The sequence below is a fragment of the Coleofasciculus sp. A1-SPW-01 genome, from assembly GCF_040217205.1.
Lineage (GTDB): Bacteria > Cyanobacteriota > Cyanobacteriia > Cyanobacteriales > Coleofasciculaceae > Coleofasciculus > Coleofasciculus chthonoplastes_A.
Genome location: NZ_JAVJNP010000110.1, coordinates 111,800 through 129,361, shown reverse-complemented (window position 1 = coordinate 129,361; position 17,562 = coordinate 111,800). Strand labels below are relative to the sequence as shown.

The window sequence follows — 17,562 nt, the reverse complement described above, 5'->3', positions numbered from 1 at the left end:
TTCCCCCAACCCCTCCACCCCTCATCCGGCGTCAATCGTTACAATCTAGAAGAATATGAGCTTAAGATTACCGTAATTGCCATGATTCCTACAGTTATCGAACAATCGGGTCGCGGTGAACGCGCCTTTGACATCTACTCTCGTCTGCTGCGGGAACGGATCGTTTTTCTGGGACAACAGGTTGATTCAGATTTGGCTAACCTAATCGTGGCTCAACTCTTGTTCTTGGAAGCTGATGACCCCGAAAAAGACATTTATCTATATATCAACTCCCCAGGCGGTTCCGTAACCGCAGGAATGGGGATTTACGATACCATGAATCAAATCCGTCCTGATGTCTGCACCATCTGTGTGGGTTTGGCTGCTAGTATGGGTGCGTTTCTGCTGAGTGCTGGAGCGAAGGGTAAACGGATGAGCTTACCTCATTCCAGAATTATGATTCACCAGCCTTTAGGCGGCGCTCAAGGACAAGCGAGTGATATTGAAATTCAGGCAAAAGAAATCCTGTATCACAAACAACGGCTGAATCAGCTTCTGGCTGAACATACCGATCAACCCCTAGATCGAATTGCCGAAGATACAGAACGGGACTTCTTTATGTCAGCCGAGGAAGCCAAGGACTACCGCTTAATTGATCAAGTGATTAATCGGCGTCCTTCCGCCGCCCGGACTCCCGCGACGGTGGGCTAGCCAATTTAATATTGGCAAGAGTGAAACCATTGGTGTCAACTTAAGGTCGAAAACCAATACTGGTAAGGTTTTCAGATCAGATTCTCTTACTCCCCTCTTGCTCCCCTCTCCCAAGCTTGGGAGAGGGGCTGGGGGTGAGGGCTGGCGTGGGAGAGGGGCTGGGGGTGAGCTCACAAGGGTAGGTTTTTTAAGATTGAGGTTTAGGTAAGACAAGGTAGACAGGTAGACCAGGAAGAGTTTTAACGAAAAATATGACGTTTCAGCTTTTTACAGTTAGTTTGACCGAACACAATTCTGTACGGTTTTTCCCCCTTGTCTTCTTTCCTTCCTTGTCCCCCTTGTCTTGTCTCCACCCTTAAATAAAAAACCTACACCTGTCAGCTGGGGGTGAGGGGTTGAGCTTAAGTTGACACGGATGGAGTGAAACCCGTCCCTACACATCGGTTTGGGCGGGTTTTACACAAACGTTATCATCAACAGCAAGACGAAAGTGACTAAACCCGCCCCTACTTTCCTCAAATCTGATTAGTCGGGTGTGGGTTCTAATTCCAGATGATGCAAGAAATCGAGTAACTCTTCATCGGTTAACAACTGACGCGATCGCTTACCATAAGTTTCGACGAGGTAATCTCGTCCCTGTTGATTCGTCCACCCTAGCCGTTTGAGTTCCACATTGGTTCGGGCAATAATTTCGGAAAAGTCAATGGGTGTTTCGGATTTGGGTTGACTCTGGATATCGGGTTCAGCTTCCTTTTGTGCAGGGGGTGGGGGTGGTGTTGATTCTGGCTCTAACGACGATTGCGTGACTCCCACTGGGCTTGGTGTCTCTTCCTTAAACAGAGGTGTCTGTGATCCTGATATGTCCTCCGTTAAGGAAGGCGGTTCAACTGTCTCAGGAAGCGTTACTGTCGGTTCAGGAGGGGGACTGGGTTTTGTCTTAGGTGGGGAAGATGGTTCAACCGTCTCTGGGAGGGGTTCCGTCGGTTCAGGGGGTGGACTGGGTTTTGCCGATATCGGGTGGGTATCGATTGGACTAGGACTTGGAGTATCTTCAACCTCAGGTGTTGATACCATCCTTTTTGCCGCAAAAGCGGGAGCCGAGTTAGGAATCGACTCAGGGGATGAGGGAACCTCAGCCGCCGCCACTGATGTTTGGGTGTGGCGATGAGGTGGAGATGTTTCGGTGTCCGTAGAACTCTCCCGATCCACCGCTAAAACAGTTATCGCTCGTTGTCTAGCTTGGTCTTCTGCTAGTTCCACCGTTTGAGCCGCCGCTAGACCGGTTGATCGGGTTACGCCATCAATTTCCACACTGACGCGCACAATATACTGACCGTGATCGATGGCTAACAGATCACTGATCAGGCTCCCTTGAGGATAAGAAACTCGGAATTTATTCAATGTAGGATTCATAAAACTTGACTCAACGCAGTACATGGACAGGGTACATTTCCGACAGTTCGCATAGACAGCGACAGTAGTATTAGTACGGTGAGAGCCTGTCTGGACAAACATGTAACATAATGTTACATTTACCCTTAAGGACAGTCCTGTGGCTTGGGAAACTCGCTAGGACAAGAATGGGAAGCGTAAGCCACCCTTTAATTAACGGGGATTTAGTACAAATTTACCAATTCTTTGCGCCTGTTGCACTTCGGCATCACAACAGACGTTTAACACCACAAATGCATAACTTTTGACAGTTGACTTCCAAGGTAGGGGCACGAGAATCTACAATAATGACATACTGTCCCAGTTGACTGTAACTCACCTACTCCGGCAAGGAAGCCCCCATTGTAATCTGTGATTCAACGCGGGGAGGAATTGCCAGTCTGTTAAAGTTTGAATTATACTCATTTTCGTGAGTTTTGGATAAACGTGAAGCAAGTATTGACAATAGTTGTAAGACTTCAACCCACCGAAGAGCAACAAGGGCTGCTCATGGAAACGGCGGGAAGTTTTGCTGCCGCTTGTAACGCGATAAATGCCACAGTTAACCCAAAGCTAACGAATCGAAATTCAATCCAGGCAGTTTGTTACCACGACATCAAAGCCCAATGGGGGCTGACATCAAACCATGTAGTGAGAGCTTGTGCCCGGGTAGCCGCCAATCGCTTAACAGCCAAACACAAAGGCAAAAAAGTGAACGCTTTTAAGCCGACAAGTTTTGACTGTGATGCCAGAACATTTCAGTTTTTCGAGAAAGACTGGACAGTAAGCCTAAGCACGATTGGGAAGCGGGTAAGGTGTCTGCTTCGTGCCAGTAACTACCATCGGAACAAATTGACAGGAAAAAAACCAACCAGCGCCCAAGTTTGCCTGCATCGGGACGGGTATTGGTATGTGCATATACAACTCAAAAGTGAGCCGCCCAAACCGATTAAATCAAACATTGTGATTGGGGTAGACTTGGGACGCAGGGAGATAGCGAAAACCAGTACAGATAAAGGATGGGAGGGAAAGCAACTAAACAAGACCCGATATAAATACACTAGAGTGAGAGCTTCTCTACAAAAGAAAGCAACCCAAGGCACAAGGACAACAAGGCGAAGATGCCGGACTGTCTTGAAACGGTTATCGGGGCGCGAGAGAAGATTTCAGAAATGGATAAACCACAATATCAGTAAATCAATCATAGAAGAAGCAAAGGCATTAAAGTCGGCGGTGGCGATTGAAGACTTAACCGGAATCCGGGAACGAACAAATGAAAAACCCAGGACAAAGAGCGAAAGAAGACGGTCAAATTCCTGGGCATTCTATCAGTTAAGGATATTCCTAGAGTACAAAGGAATAAAAGAAGGGATTGAGATGATCGCCATACCGCCAGCCTATACCAGCCAGACCTGTCATTGTTGCTTGCATATTGGACAGAGAACTAACAAGCAGTTTAAATGCACAAACTTGGTGTGTGGATGGCTAGGGGATGCGGACTTTAATGGAGCAAAAATGATTGAGTTATGGGGCTGTGCAGTAAACCAGCCTGGAGGCTCGGAACTATTGTCCTGTGCAATAGAACCAGGGCTACTAAAAGCCCACACTATACCCGGAAGGGTTGGTGTTGGGTAGTTTACGCATCCTTGCCGCAACGCGATTAAGCGAGCGAAGATCGGCAATTATCCGTAACAGGTCGTGGGTTAATAGGTGTCCGTCAACCTGAAACTGGATAGCTCAAACACTATCCGCTTGATCGCGATCGCGTCAGCAAAAGACGGTTTGATTCTGACAGATCCCATTCTGTCAGGAACCTCTCGGCTTACAGCCGTGGGCTTGAAAAAGCCCATACCTGACGAGCCTAAGACCTACATGGTCTACGTTATGCCCAAGAGTTAAAGTTCCTACCTTGGGGTGTGTGCCAGCCCTAAGCTGCTAGAACTTCAGCATTAAACAGGTGTACAGGGTTAAGCCAGTGTGCTGGAGAAAGTACCGAGGCATAACATTGGCAAGGCAAACGTTACCCCAGTTAAATGGGAGCGCCCTTCACGTGAGCGTATTGCCACTAGGCAAATTCAAGTAAACGCCGGATCAAAGAAAAAGGATTGTTGGATGGAATTTTCAATCGCTACATTACTCTCCAATTTGACCGATGACAAATCAGTCGCCCCCAAAGTTTTAGAGAAGAAACTGGGGTGTCAGGACTCCGAAAGCCTGCAAAAACTCCAGATTGCTCTGGATGTGCTGGAGAAAGTTGGCATTTTGGAAAAAGAACGAGGTCGATATCGACGAGTCTATGAAGAGGATGTGGTCGAAGCCAAACTGCGCTGCTCCAGTAAAGGATTTTGCTTTGCCATTCAAGATGTTGAAGGCGCTGATGATATTTACATTCAAAAGAATCATCTCAGTAGTGCTTGGAATGGCGATCGCGTTTTGGTGAAAGTGACCAAAGAAGGGAGTCGTCGCCGTTCTCCAGAAGGACAGGTACGCTTGATTCTCGAACGAGTTAATCCCTCGGTACTTGCACGAGTCAGACAGGCTGAAGATGGCAGTTATCACGCTGTCCCTCTTGATGACCGCCTGCTCTTTGAACTGAATTTACGACCCAATAGCGCCCCCCTAGAAGAGGCGGTGGAGCATCTGGTTCATGTGCAAGTTCTGCGCTATCCCCTGGGACAAAACCCACCCCTAGGCAAAGTGGCTCGCATTTTGGGAAGTGATGCGGAAGACGCCGCTGATACAGATATTGTCTGTTGTAAACATGACCTCCGCCGCCAGTTCCCCGATTCCGTACTGCAAGCGCTTGAAGCCTTACCCGATTCTCTCCGCAAAACAGACTTAAAAAATCGCCTGGATCTGCGGAAACGACTGACGATGACGATAGAAGACGAGTCCGGCTCCCCAGATAGCGCCATTGTCGAAAATGCCTTGACCTTGGAAAAAACCAAGACCGGAAATTGGCAGGTAGGTATCCATATCGCCGATGTCGCCCATTGGATACCCCTCGATTCACCCCTGGATAGAGAGGCACGAAAGCGAGGAACGGCTGTGTATTTAGGAGATACGGTTCTCCCCCTGCTCCCGGAAAAACTCTTATCTCAGGTGTCTCTAGTACCCGGTGAAGAGCGTTTAACCCTGTCAGTACTGCTGACGTTAACGGACTCTGGACAACTGGTTGAATTTGAAATTCACAAGAGTGTCATCCAAGTGGATCACCAACTCAGTTATGAACAGGCACAGGCGTTGTTGGGCGGACATGAAGAGAGCGAACCCGAACTCGCACCGATTGTAGACAAACTCAAAGAACTCTTCTTCAGCTTATCTCCAGCACTCAGAGCCGTGCGACAGCAACGGGGCGCGTTTGAATTGAATGGAACACTGCCCAAAGAAGCCATTGCTCGACCCATTCCCCACAGTAAAGATGAAGGACGCCAAGGGGCGATCATGGTTTCGGGTTCGATGCCCTTGCGATCGCTCTTAGCAGAATTGATGATACTGGCAAATCAAGTTGTAGCGTCCCATTTGCACGCCTTATCCTTGCCAGGGATTTATTGTGTTCATCCAACTCCCGATTTAGAACGACTGGAAGACTTACTCAAGTTAGCCAGCAATCTGGGACTGGATGCCGAGCAATCCTTGGAGGAGGATGTCACGTCCCAAGATTATCAGCGCTTGACCCAACTTTTGGCGAAATCAACGGCGGCTAAAGTTCTGAATCATTTACTTGAGGGAACCTTAAAACCGATCGCCTATGGTTCTAAGCCTGGATTGCACTTTGGTTTAGCTTTGGATACCAGCTATTGCCACGCTATCTCCCCCGTATGGCGCTATGGAGATTTATTTGTCCAACGGGTCTTAGAATACACCTTTAGCGAAGGACGCGATCGCCGTACCACTCGGTCGAAAGATCGGGTCAATCTCCACCACAGTAGCGCCCATGGCAATATTAACTGGAATGTTTTACCCCCTGACACTCAACAGGAGTTAGAAAGTCAATTAAGCACCTTGATTCCCCATCTCAATGACCGGGAAAAACTCACCGAAGATGCGGAGATTGATTTAGAGGGTTTGAAAAAAGCCGAGCAAATGAAAGAACGCACGGGTCATGTCTTCAGTGGATTGATTACAGGTGTGCAATCCTATGGCTTCTTTGTCGAAATTGAAGATTTGTTGGTGGAAGGATTGGTTCATGTCAGTTCCCTGAAAGATGACTGGTATGAATATCGTTCTCGTCATGCTTGTTTAGTCGGTCGCAAAAACCGCACGGCGTATCGATTGGGCGATCATGTCGAAGTTCAAGTCAAGAGTGTGGATTACTACCGTCAACAAATTGACTTGGTAACCGTTAGTGGTGGTAGTGTGGCAAGCAATGAAGATTTAGAGGATTAAATCTTTAGTCATTGGTCATTGGGTATTTTTGAACCGAACAAAAGACAAAGGACTAATGACAAAGGAAAACGGACAAAGGACTAATGACCAATGACTACCTGGTATACTCTTAATCTTGTCGATGTTCTCAAACAGCTTAATACCGATGCCGCCATCGGGTTAAGTGAGAACGAGGCTCGTCAACGTCAGGACATCTACGGACTCAATGAGTTAACTGATCGCCCCCTGGAAAGTCCCTGGAAAATTCTCTGGGAGCAGTTTACCGCCACCGTGGTGGTGGTGTTGATTGTGGCGGCGGTGGTTTCGGCGGTATTGGGTGAATATAAGGACGCGATCGCGATCTTTGCAATTGTGGTATTTAATGCCATCCTCGGTTTTCGCCAAGAATACCAAGCCGAACGGGCGATCGCGGCGCTGAAAAAGCTGGCGGTGCCGACGGTGAAAGTGCGTCGGGATGGCATCCTAGAACAACTGTCTGCTCGTGAACTGGTACCAGGGGACATCGTTATCCTAGAATCTGGAAACTTAGTCCCGGCTGACTGTCGGTTGCTCGAAAGTAGCAACCTCCGCACCTCAGAAGCCTCCCTCACCGGGGAATCTGAACCCATTGATAAATTTGCCCAACGGATTGCCACGGCGAATCTGCCTTTGGCAGAACGGCAGAATATGGCGTACATGGGTACAGTGATTAGTTATGGGCGGGCATTAGCCGTCGTCACCGAAACAGGCATGAAGACGGAACTGGGTCAGATTGCCAAAGCGATTCAGGGGATAGAACGGGATGCTACCCCCCTCCAGCAACGGTTAGATCAACTGGGATGGGTATTAGCGATCGCGATTTTAATTCTAGTCCTGGTTATCTTTGGGTTGGGGCTACTCCAAGGGGAATCAGTTCGCTTAATGTTCCTGATGGCAGTCAGTTTAGCAGTAGCCGCGATTCCCGAAGGATTACCCGCCGTTGTCACCATCGCCTTAGCCTTGGGCGCTCAACGGATGCTGAAACAGAAAGCCCTGATTCGTAAATTACCCGCTGTAGAAACCTTGGGTTCAGTCACCACGATTTGTTCAGACAAAACGGGTACTCTCACGCAAAATCGGATGACGGTTACTCGTCTAGACATGATTGGGCATCAAATTGAGTTAACCATGCCAGAACCTGAGATGTTCATGATGCCCTCGGAAAAGGATGAACAGTCGCAACGGTTAAAAAAGGAACCTACAACCGCCTTACTACTCACGGCTGCTACTTTGTGTAATGATGCGATCGCAGAGTTTCATCTGGAGCAATCCAACCCCATTCAGGTTCTCGGAGATCCCACAGAAACCGCTCTGATTGTCGCCGCCACCCGTTTTGGTTTATGGAAAACGGATATAGAACATGTCTTTGAGCGAATCACCGAGGTTCCCTTTGACGCGGAACGAAAGCGGATGACTACGGTTCACGAACTCCCTACCACCACGGACAAACTTCCCGATGAGCTAAGTTGGCTCAAGCCTTGGGAATTACTGTTTAATCATACGCCCTATATTGCTTTTACCAAAGGTGCCGTTGATAGTCTCTTAGAGATTTGTAGCCAGATTTGGCTCAATGATCAGATTACCCCCTTAAACGATAGTTGGTATGAAAAACTTTCTCATGCCAACAACCAACTCGCTGAAAATGGAATCCGTGTCATCGGTATCGCCGTTCGTCCTGTAGACTCTCACCTCCTCGCCACACTTCCCCTAGAACGAGACGAGGATATTCTCGAAAAAGACCTGATTTTCATCGGCATGATTGGCATGATTGATCCGCCGCGCCCGGAAGTCAAACAGGCGGTTCTAACCTGTCAAAAAGCGGGAATTCGCCCGATTATGATTACTGGCGATCACCCCTTAACTGCTCGCCATATTGCCTCGGACGTGGGTATTTCTAACAATGGTTTACTGTTAACGGGTCAGGATATGGCAAAACTATCCGCCTCAGAGTTAACCGAAAAAGTTGATCAGGTGTCTGTTTATGCCAGAGTTTCGCCCCAGAACAAACTAGAAATTGTCCAAGCGCTGCAAAACCGGGGACATGTTGTGGCCATGACAGGGGATGGTGTCAACGATGCACCCGCCTTAAAAAAAGCTGAGATTGGTGTAGCCATGGGGTTGACGGGTACAGATGTGGCGAAAGAAGCGGCAGATATGGTGCTGTTGGATGATAACTTTGCCACGATTGTAGCAGCGACTCAAGAAGGACGAGTCATTTACGATAATGTCCGCAAGTTTATTAAGTATACATTAACCGGGAATTGTGGTGAACTATGGGTGATTATCTTAGCGCCATTCTTAGGGATGCCTTTACCGCTGCTTCCCTTACAAATTCTCTGGATTAATTTACTAGCTGATGGATTGTTAGCCTTGGCATTAGGCGTAGAACCTGCGGAGCCGAATATCATGTCCCGTCCACCTCATAATCCCCAAGAGAGTGTCTTTAGTCGGGGAGTGGGTCGGGATATTGTTTGGATTGGGTTACTCCTAGGACTTGTTTTATTAGTCGTTGATTATCACTATTGGTTTACGGGTCAAGCGGCTTGGCAAACGATGGTATTTAGTATATTGGCATTCTCCCGCATCGGTTTAGCGCAAAGCATGAGATCGGAGCGAGAATCTATATTCCGTTTAAATTTGCTTTCAAATAAGCCCTTATTAGGTGCGGTTGTTTTAACCTTTTTATTACAACTGGCGGTGGTATATGTCCCCTTCTTACAGGATATTTTTAATACGACAGGGTTGTCATTGTATGATTTAGGCATCAGTCTCGCCATGAGTACGATTGTGATTTGGGCAATGGAATTGGATAAAGGATTGCGTCGATATAAAAACGCTAAGTAGATGGTAACAATTAAAGTTAATGGCGAGGATCGTCATTGGTCATACTCGCTTCGCAAATATGACGAAGGACAAATGACCAATGACCAATGACCAATTTGGTGAGAGTAGCAGCAAATAGGGTAATTAGTATGAGTTGGATATCCATCAGTCATTAGTCATTAATCATTTATCCATTGTTATGTATAATTTGATGAACATCCGCTACATTGGTTACCTATGCCAGGTAATCCATAAATTTTCGGGTCGGGTTTAGCCATTCAGGTAAGTTTGCTACTGATAACTACTCAACAAAACTAGCTATTATTCAAAGGAAAGAATAAATGTTACGCTAACAGAAACTCTAGAGCATTCTGTCTGCTTGTACTAGACTGACCGAATTATCATAGATTGTAAAGTCTTGAGGCAATACGTCATGCCAATCAAACCATTCAAATACCCAGTCGAGCAAAGTGAACCACCACGTTCTCCCAGAGAAACCCTGCCCACGATGTATGATTTACCTAGCGAAAATCCGGAGGAACCTGGTTTGCCTGACGAATTCCACTACCGCCAACCCCCTTTACTCAGTCTCACCTTTTGTCCTAGTAACTATCCACCCGATGAGGTATTTAGTGCTGGAGATATGAACCTCTACTACGATGTGCGTCACTATTCTTGGTATAAACGACCCGATTGGTTTGGGGTGGTCGGAGTGCCAAAACTTTATGATAATCAGGATTTACGATTAAGTTATGTGATGTGGCAAGAATTGGTACGTCCAACGGTGATAGTGGAATTCTTGTCACCGGGAACAGAAAAAGAAGACTTGGGTAGAACCACACGCCTGAGTAGCGAACCGCCGACGAAATGGGAAGTATATGAGCAGATTATCGGCGTTCCTTATTATATTGTATTTGACCGCTATCGCGATCGCTTAAGAGGTTTTGCCCTTACAGGGGGTTTTTACCAAGAGTTGGAGTTAACGGAACCGAGGATTTGGATTCCCCCATTAGAATTAGGTTTGGGGTTGTGGTCAGGAGAATACGAAGGAATTAATCGTCTATGGCTACGTTGGTATGATGCTGAAGGTAATTGGATTTTAACCCCAACTGAACGGGAGGCTGTTGCTCAAGGAGAACTTGAAACTGAGCGACAACGTGCTGAATCTGAGCGACAACGTGCTGAATCTGAACGACAACGTGCTGAAACCGAACGACAACGCGCTGAAACCGAACGACAGCGTGCTGAAACCGAACAACAGCGATCGCAGCGTCTTAAAGAATTGTTACTTTCCAACGGTATCGATCCAGATCAGTAGTGACGAGGTACAGGACACATCATTTATGTAGAGACGCGCCATGGCGCGTCTCTACAATGGTGCTTGCTATCCCAGATAACAGATTTATGATGTTGGTAAAATGTCCTGATTAGGCATAATTGTTTGGCACGATTGGGGTGGAGAGGGGGCGGGTTTAGATACGTTAATTCCTACAACCGTTACGTTTTTGGTAGCACCATAAGCAGAATAAAGCAGCATGAAATCAAAATCCTGCGATCGCCATCCCAATCGTTTGAGCCAAAAGCAACCGGAAAAGCAAACAGCCGCTCTTTACAGAGTGCTATCCCTGATTGGCACAGGGATTACCATTTTGGGTGTAACAGGCTGCTCTAACCCATCCACAGTCTCTTCTGAGCAACAAACTACAGCTCAAGTTGTTGAAGATGCCAATGATATCCGCGATCGCGCCCTAGAGCCAACCCCTGAAGATACCAACTTTGTCGTTGATGTGGTGAACAAAGTTGAATCCGCCGTGGTGCGAATTAATACAGAAAAAACCGTAGAAACCCAGATTCCCGATGCCTTTAATGACCCCTTCTTCCGGCGTTTTTTTGGTGGCGCGGTTCCCCAGCCTCAAGAACGCACCGTGCGCGGTATTGGTTCCGGTTTTGTGATTAGTGATAATGGAGAAATTATTACCAATGCTCACGTTGTTAATAAAGCCGACACGGTGAGGGTATCCTTTCCCGATGGTCGCACATTTGAAGGTGAAGTGTTAGGCGAAGATCCCGTGACTGATATTGCCGTAGTCAAAGTATCCGCCGACGACTTGCCAACCGTGGAACTGGGCAATTCCCAAGGGTTACAAACCGGACAATGGGCGATCGCGATCGGAAATCCTTTAGGGTTACAAGAAACAGTAACCGTCGGCGTAATTAGTGGAATTGATCGTTCCAGTAGCGAAGTTGGTGTTCCCGATAAACGAATTGGCTTCATTCAAACCGACGCCGCAATAAACCCCGGTAACTCTGGCGGACCTTTACTAAATGCGCGAGGTGAAGTAATTGGCGTTAATACTGCCATTATCCAGGGAGCGCAAGGACTCGGTTTTGCCATACCCATTGACATCGCCAAGCAAATTGCCCAACAACTAATTACTAAAGGAAAAGTTGAGCATCCTTACCTCGGCATTCAAATGGTAGCACTGACACCAGAAATCAAACAAAAAATCAATAATAATCCCAACAATACGATGCAAATTCAGGCAGGCGAAGGAATCCTGATTGTCCGAGTTATGCCGAATTCTCCGGCTGATGAGGCGGGATTAAAAGCGGGTGATGTTATCCAAGAAATTGACAATCAATCTGTAACTGAGGCAGAAAGCGTTCAGCAGTTAGTTGAGGCAAATGGCGTCGATAATCCCTTGCCCTTAGAAGTGCAACGAAATGGTAAAACCCTAGAATTAACAGTAATACCTCAACCCCTACCAACTGGCGATGAATAAGTTTAGTCTGACGACTTTGAGCAAGTCCAATAAACTTAAATATACGATTCTCGGCTTGTTAACCATTGCTATGGCGTACCTGGTTTGGGGTGTGATCATTGAACTAACAATTTAGCACCATTTCCGACTATCGGCTTTGTGTGACTAATGCATAGCTAAAAAAGGGGAGCTTACAGCGCTTTTGGTAGTAAGTGAGGTACACAGATACCCGACTTCTTCAAGAAGTCGGGTATCTTGCTGGAATAGACTGTACTTCATCAACCACCAAATCTGCTTTAATATAGCAACCGCCATAGCGGTTAGGACACATCATTTATGTAGAGACGCGCCATGGCGCGTCTCTACAATGGTGCCGAAAGTCCTAATCGATGTGTCTACTGCTATATCTCCCCCCGCATCACAAAAAGCGAAGCCTCTGCTGGTTTAACCCGTGCTTATTCTGTTTCCGCAACATCCACATCAAGCTTTTGGAATTCTCCCGCTTTAGGCACATCTGCTTTCATTTTCAGTTCACCTAACCCTGCCACATTCACACTAACTTCTAAGGATACATTTTCCGTGGGAATCTCTTTTTCAATAACTCGTTTGCTAGCAATTTGCATCACATTTACAGCGCGATCAACAGCCGTCGTTATCGCCTCCTCAGACAGCTCTGATGCTTTATCTTGAGTAGCATTAACTACCTGTTCTTTAACCTGTTGTCCTTTTTCTTCCAGCGTATGAGTGACTTGATTCACTACATTTTTTCCTTTTTCTTGAAGGTTTTGCAAATCCATACCTATCTCTTTAGCTTAGTAAAACTATTGAGCATAGTATAAAGCTTGTACTTCTGTTCTACCTCATCCTAGAGTTATAGTATCTGTCCGGCTATAATCCAGTGCGCCCTAGTACATCTCTACACTTTAGCAATATGGACAGCTTATCACTTGCCTTCCAGCGGTAACGGCTGTATTAACACACCCTGCTACCATTAAAGTCCCCCTTCAGATCCCCCTTCCGTCCCCCTATTTGATCCCCCTCCCGTCCCCCTTTTTAAGGGGGAAGCCAGCGGATGCTTCGCTTTTTGTTTCATGGGGAATTTAGGGGGATCAAACGTATCCCATAAGAGCGGAAACTGCTGTATCTAGGCGCTGAATTGTTGAAAGCACATAACTCTCAAGACATTCACCCTGTAGGGGCGGATTTAGCCCTTAATAAAGATGGGCTTACCGATAACATTTCAACAAAACCCGCCCTTACCTAAGCTTAAATGGAATGAATTAACTGTTCTTGACTCACCCAAGTCCCATGAAACCCATAAGGAACACGTTGAGGCATCAAAACCCGCGCCACAGGTTCAGCCGTCAAGTCTTGGGCATTCAACACCACCAGTTCAGAGGTGTCTGAATTATGATCATGGACAAACGTGATTAGCCAGCCATCATCTTCAGCCGTTCCATTCGGACGCGGCGCAAATACCGCCTCACCGCCATAACGTCCCGCCCCATAGTGGTGAACTTGGGATGTGCCATTGTCAAAATCATATTTAATCACACCCTCAAACAACGGCATCGGATTATCTGCCATCTTCGCCGTGTAACCATAGCGCATTTTGCGTCCGATTAGCTGTTCATTGATGCGGGGGAAATCCGAGATGCGCTCATCCAATGGCTTTTCCTGCACATTACCTGTGCGAAGGTTAAACCGCCACTGATACAACCGAGGCTTATTTGAATCCGGATCACCCCCTGTTTCCTCCAAAGCGGTTAACACAGTGCATGAACTCATCCGACAAGCAATCAGTACCACCTCATCCCCTTCCTGATAAGCATTCAGAATATGAAAGGCATAGCAGGACGGACTCTCAAACCAACGGATACTGCTATTATCACCATGACGGGGAACAATACCGAACCGACTGGGACGTTCAGATTTAAACTGAAGCATAGCCTCTCCCTGGGGATTAAACACCATCGGCAGATCCATAAACAGGGTGTAATCTTGGGTAATGGCAAAATCATGCATCATTACAGGTTCAGGCAAGTCAATTGGCACAGTACGCACCAATTCACCCGATCGCGAAACAATGCTATAGGTTAAGAAGGGTGGCTGGGGAGAGTAGCCAAAAAACATCATTTCGCCTGTGACTGGATCAATCTTGGGATGTGCTGTGAAGGCAGAGGCTAACTTATCCTCGAAGGTATAAGCCCCAATCGTCTCTAATTCCGGAAGCTTAATCCCATAGGGTTCTCCCCCTTCGTACAGCGCCAGAAAATGATCCGAATGCCAGATAACCGAGGTATTGGCTCTATTTGTCAACGAGGGTGAGGACTCCTGATTCTGAACTGATGCGGTTAACCCCTCAAGAGCCTGACCTGTTTCTCGCTCTTTTTCAAACCTGGGAGTCCGGACATAGCGATCGCGGTAAGAGGCTTTACCATTACTAATCTGCACCCCATGTAACATCCCATCGCCGCCAAACCAGTGATAGTTCGCACTAGAGGGAAACTGAGGATTTGGACCATTGCGGACAAACATCCCTGATAAGTCCTGAGGAAGTTCACCAATCACGGTTAGTTCATCCGCTGTGATTTCATTCTGTACTGGGGCAAAGTTTCCTGCTAAAAACGGATTGACGGTTGTTGTACTCATATTGTTACCTACCATGGGAAGATTTTTTCCATCATCTTCTATTGTGTCTTGCTCCCAGAAAATCACGATGACTGATATGGCAAACGTCTCTAACTCCTCCACACCGACACAGCCGTTCGCCTATTTTCGCCGTCTGCTCCCGACGTGGCGTGGTCATATTCTGGCTTCTTCAGAACTGATTGGACGCTATGCACGTACTTAATTGGGTTAAAGTTATGGGTTTTCTCTGTTACAATCCTCTTTGGTCAAAATTTCTGCTGGAAAACTGGCACTGAACCCTTACCTATGCCTCTTGAGGATGTCCTGATGTCTAGCTCTGGTTGGCGTAAACCAAACACATTACACTCAATCGCGACGAGAAGATTAGCTGTGTCCAAGCCGACTCTATTTCTGGTGAGTAGCCTATTCATCACCGGACTGACGATAACCCTAACCCCTGTGGCTCACGCCAGTCAACCCCAGCTCGTTAGCCAGCTACAGCCGGAACAACAGCGGCTGCGTGAGTTACTCCGTCAAGCGCGAGACTTAGTGGATGCGGGAAATTATCCTCAGGCGATCGCAACCTATCAACAAGCCGCTAATCTAGATCGAGATAATGCCAAGATTTTCTCCGGAATCGGTTATCTCCAGGCGCGTCAGGGGAACTTCCGAGAAGCGGCTAGGGCGTATCAACAGGCAATTGCCCTGGAGCCGAATAATGCAGAATTTCAGTATGCTCTCGGTTACAGTTTAGCCAATGCCGAAGAGAATGCAGCAGCAGCAGAGGCTTATCGTCAAGCCCTAAGACTTGAACGCAACCATATTAACTCCTATTGGGGATTAGGCGTTGTCCTCCTGCGTCAAAAGGACTATGACGGAGCCATCCAAGTTTACCGCCAAGTCATCAGTCTTCAACCCAAGAATGCTCAGGCACACCAGTTACTCGGTACCGTTTTTCTCCAGCAGGGGCGTCCCCAAGAGGCGATTAAAGCACTCCAACAAGCTGAATCCTTAGCGCCTCTGGATAGTAATATTCAGCTTACATTGGGCATGGCTTGGTTAACTCAGGGTGATATCGACACCGCACTGAAGGTTTTTGACCGAGCGGCAAAACTAGAACCGAATAATAGTCAAGTTTATCTGCAAATTGGCAAAATCCTCCAAGCTCAAGAAGATTTTGTCGGTGCATTGAAAGCCTTTCAAAGAGCCGTGGCGGTTCAATCAGACTTAGTTGAAGCTCAAGCCGCTATTGGTGATATTTTACTCACCGAGGAAAATTACTTAGAAGCTATTGTCGCCTATCGACGCTTAATTGAAATTGCCCCCCAAGATGCCCAAGCCCACTATAATTTAGGATTAGCCTTAAAAGGACGAGAGCGCATAGCAGAAGCGATTACGGCTGTGGAAAAAGCGCGTGATCTCTTCCGGCGTCAGGACAATCGCGATGGTGTCAAGAAAGCCGAATCATTGCTGCAAGAGTTAAAGAAAGCGCGACGTTGAACTAAGTTGAATGTCACTGACTTAAGGCTGGTGGGCAATGCCCACCCTACAATAGATAAAGGGTTTTGGCGCTCCCCAAATGCTTATTTCAGTGCTATTCCACTTAATTTGATAGATTAGATTCGATTTGTAGTAAGCGATGCGGGTCCCATATTCTGTTTGGTTTCCTGTCGTCAACCCAATCTACAACTTATTGCACTATTTTAGCTGTACTACGCTAGTAATAAGTGATGCAAGCGCTGATGGCGCTAAAGCGCAACTACAAACCTAGCTTAAGTTCATTGATATATTGTCTCGAAATTCCTGTACACGTTGCCAAACTTGATCGACTAAATCTGGACGATCTGCATCAAACCATTGAATGTCTGGATACGCCCGAAACCAAGTTCGCTGACGCTTGGCAAATTGTCGCGTATGCACAACTGTTAACGCTTTTGCCTCAGATAAAGATATATCACCCGCTAAATAGTGTTTCATTTCCCGATACCCTAAGGTATCTAAAAGCGGCAAATCCCAGCTATATTTATCCACCAATGTTTTCACCTCTTCTATTAATCCGGCTGTCACCATCATTTCGGTGCGCTGGGTAATACGGCGGGTGAGGGCGTCAGCGTCTTGACATTGCAAACCAATTTGAAGAATGGGATAATTCGGCGGATTTTTCCCTTGCTGCTCGGATATGGGGCGTCCGGTGATGTAAAATACTTCTAATGCCCGTAATGTTCTCACTTGATCATGGGGATGAATTTTCTCAGCCGCAATGGGATCGACTTGTTGTAAAAAGCTATAGCATTGAGTTTGACCCAAACCAGAAAGCTGCGATCGCAAGTTTTCATTGGGGGCGACTCTGGGAATCTTTAATCCCCGGACTATGGCTTTAATATACAAGCCCGTACCCCCCACCAGTAATAGGGGCGAATGGAGAGATGTAATCAATTCCTGGGCTTGTTCCTGATAGTCGGCTACGGTTAATGTTTCGGTGGGAGCGCAAATATCAATCAAGTAATGGGGGACTAACTGTCGTTCGGCGACTGAAGGTTTAGCTGTGCCAATATCAAACTCTCGGTAAACTTGACGGGAATCCGCGCTTAAGATTACGGTATTTAATCGCTGCGCTAATTCTAACGCTAGCCCCGACTTCCCTGTCGCCGTCGCCCCACATATCACAATCAGTTGGGGATGCTTGTTATAGTTCATTGTTGATTGTTCATTGTTGATTGTTCATGGTTCATTGAAACAATTCTTCTCTCCCCTATCTCCCCCCTCTGCCTCTCTACCCCTCCGCTCCTCCGCTCCCCTGCCCAATCCCAAGCAAGGT

General features: G+C 47.0%; 12 protein-coding genes. 7 read left to right on the top strand and 5 right to left on the bottom strand.

Annotated elements, in window-relative coordinates:
- The first annotated feature begins 81 nt into the window (after nt 1-81).
- Complete coding sequence (gene clpP / locus RH949_RS17160; protein WP_006099196.1) at nt 82-690, top strand: ATP-dependent Clp endopeptidase proteolytic subunit ClpP; 609 nt, start codon at nt 82-84, stop codon at nt 688-690.
- 525 nt (nt 691-1,215) lie between these two features.
- Here the strand turns inward: clpP and RH949_RS17155 are convergent.
- Entirely contained in the window at nt 1,216-2,103 is an 888-nt protein-coding gene (locus RH949_RS17155) for a hypothetical protein (RefSeq protein ID WP_446354802.1), read from the bottom strand.
- Nucleotides 2,104-2,580: 477 nt separating this feature from the next.
- Here RH949_RS17155 and RH949_RS17150 point away from each other — a divergent pair, with 477 nt between their 5' ends.
- From RH949_RS17150 to RH949_RS17140, 3 genes are all read left to right on the top strand, one after another.
- Complete coding sequence (locus RH949_RS17150; RefSeq protein WP_006099151.1) at nt 2,581-3,756, top strand: RNA-guided endonuclease InsQ/TnpB family protein; 1,176 nt, start codon at nt 2,581-2,583, stop codon at nt 3,754-3,756.
- Between the two features lie 477 nt (nt 3,757-4,233).
- Nucleotides 4,234-6,510 carry a ribonuclease R family protein gene (locus tag RH949_RS17145; protein WP_446354799.1) on the top strand — a complete coding sequence of 759 codons (2,277 nt, stop codon included), beginning with the start codon at nt 4,234-4,236 and terminating at the stop codon, nt 6,508-6,510.
- 90 nt (nt 6,511-6,600) lie between these two features.
- Nucleotides 6,601-9,372: a cation-translocating P-type ATPase gene (locus RH949_RS17140; protein ID WP_446354797.1), complete on the top strand. Its 2,772-nt coding sequence runs from the start codon at nt 6,601-6,603 to the stop codon at nt 9,370-9,372.
- Between the two features lie 16 nt (nt 9,373-9,388).
- Here RH949_RS17140 and RH949_RS17135 read toward each other — a convergent pair whose 3' ends face one another.
- Nucleotides 9,389-9,517 (bottom strand): hypothetical protein, encoded by a 129-nt coding sequence (locus RH949_RS17135; protein WP_446354795.1) that lies wholly within the window; start codon nt 9,515-9,517, stop codon nt 9,389-9,391.
- Between the two features lie 267 nt (nt 9,518-9,784).
- Between RH949_RS17135 and RH949_RS17130 the strand changes: the two genes are divergently transcribed.
- Both RH949_RS17130 and RH949_RS17125 read left to right on the top strand, forming a co-directional pair.
- Nucleotides 9,785-10,669 carry a Uma2 family endonuclease gene (locus RH949_RS17130; protein ID WP_006099455.1) on the top strand — a complete coding sequence of 295 codons (885 nt, stop codon included), beginning with the start codon at nt 9,785-9,787 and terminating at the stop codon, nt 10,667-10,669.
- A 217-nt stretch (nt 10,670-10,886) separates the two neighbouring features.
- The gene (locus tag RH949_RS17125) at nt 10,887-12,134 is read left to right on the top strand and encodes an HhoA/HhoB/HtrA family serine endopeptidase (protein ID WP_446354793.1); all 1,248 of its coding nucleotides are present in this window, start codon (nt 10,887-10,889) and stop codon (nt 12,132-12,134) included.
- Between the two features lie 434 nt (nt 12,135-12,568).
- On the opposite strand, the gene RH949_RS17120 is transcribed toward RH949_RS17125, so the two are convergent.
- Together RH949_RS17120 and RH949_RS17115 are read right to left on the bottom strand one after the other, a co-directional pair.
- The gene (locus RH949_RS17120; RefSeq protein WP_446354791.1) at nt 12,569-12,910 is read right to left on the bottom strand and encodes a hypothetical protein; all 342 of its coding nucleotides are present in this window, start codon (nt 12,908-12,910) and stop codon (nt 12,569-12,571) included.
- 469 nt (nt 12,911-13,379) lie between these two features.
- On the bottom strand, nt 13,380-14,765 hold the full coding sequence (locus RH949_RS17115) for a carotenoid oxygenase family protein (protein ID WP_446354820.1): 1,386 nt from the start codon (nt 14,763-14,765) through the stop codon (nt 13,380-13,382).
- Nucleotides 14,766-15,071: 306 nt separating this feature from the next.
- Between RH949_RS17115 and RH949_RS17110 the strand changes: the two genes are divergently transcribed.
- Entirely contained in the window at nt 15,072-16,244 is a 1,173-nt protein-coding gene (locus RH949_RS17110) for a tetratricopeptide repeat protein (protein WP_446354789.1), read from the top strand.
- Nucleotides 16,245-16,511: 267 nt separating this feature from the next.
- Here RH949_RS17110 and miaA read toward each other — a convergent pair whose 3' ends face one another.
- Nucleotides 16,512-17,441 (bottom strand): tRNA (adenosine(37)-N6)-dimethylallyltransferase MiaA, encoded by a 930-nt coding sequence (gene miaA, locus RH949_RS17105; RefSeq protein WP_446354787.1) that lies wholly within the window; start codon nt 17,439-17,441, stop codon nt 16,512-16,514.
- Nucleotides 17,442-17,562: the final 121 nt, after the last annotated feature.

Coding starts and splice junctions, on each gene's coding strand:
- clpP (WP_006099196.1), top strand. CDS start 82: ATGATTCCTACAGTTATCGAACAATCGGGTCGCGGTGAACGCGCCTTT.
- RH949_RS17155 (WP_446354802.1), bottom strand. CDS start 2,103: ATGAATCCTACATTGAATAAATTCCGAGTTTCTTATCCTCAAGGGAGC.
- RH949_RS17145 (WP_446354799.1), top strand. CDS start 4,234: ATGGAATTTTCAATCGCTACATTACTCTCCAATTTGACCGATGACAAA.
- RH949_RS17140 (WP_446354797.1), top strand. CDS start 6,601: ATGACTACCTGGTATACTCTTAATCTTGTCGATGTTCTCAAACAGCTT.
- RH949_RS17135 (WP_446354795.1), bottom strand. CDS start 9,517: ATGGATATCCAACTCATACTAATTACCCTATTTGCTGCTACTCTCACC.
- RH949_RS17130 (WP_006099455.1), top strand. CDS start 9,785: ATGCCAATCAAACCATTCAAATACCCAGTCGAGCAAAGTGAACCACCA.
- RH949_RS17125 (WP_446354793.1), top strand. CDS start 10,887: ATGAAATCAAAATCCTGCGATCGCCATCCCAATCGTTTGAGCCAAAAG.
- RH949_RS17120 (WP_446354791.1), bottom strand. CDS start 12,910: ATGGATTTGCAAAACCTTCAAGAAAAAGGAAAAAATGTAGTGAATCAA.
- RH949_RS17115 (WP_446354820.1), bottom strand. CDS start 14,765: ATGAGTACAACAACCGTCAATCCGTTTTTAGCAGGAAACTTTGCCCCA.
- RH949_RS17110 (WP_446354789.1), top strand. CDS start 15,072: ATGTCTAGCTCTGGTTGGCGTAAACCAAACACATTACACTCAATCGCG.
- miaA (WP_446354787.1), bottom strand. CDS start 17,441: ATGAACTATAACAAGCATCCCCAACTGATTGTGATATGTGGGGCGACG.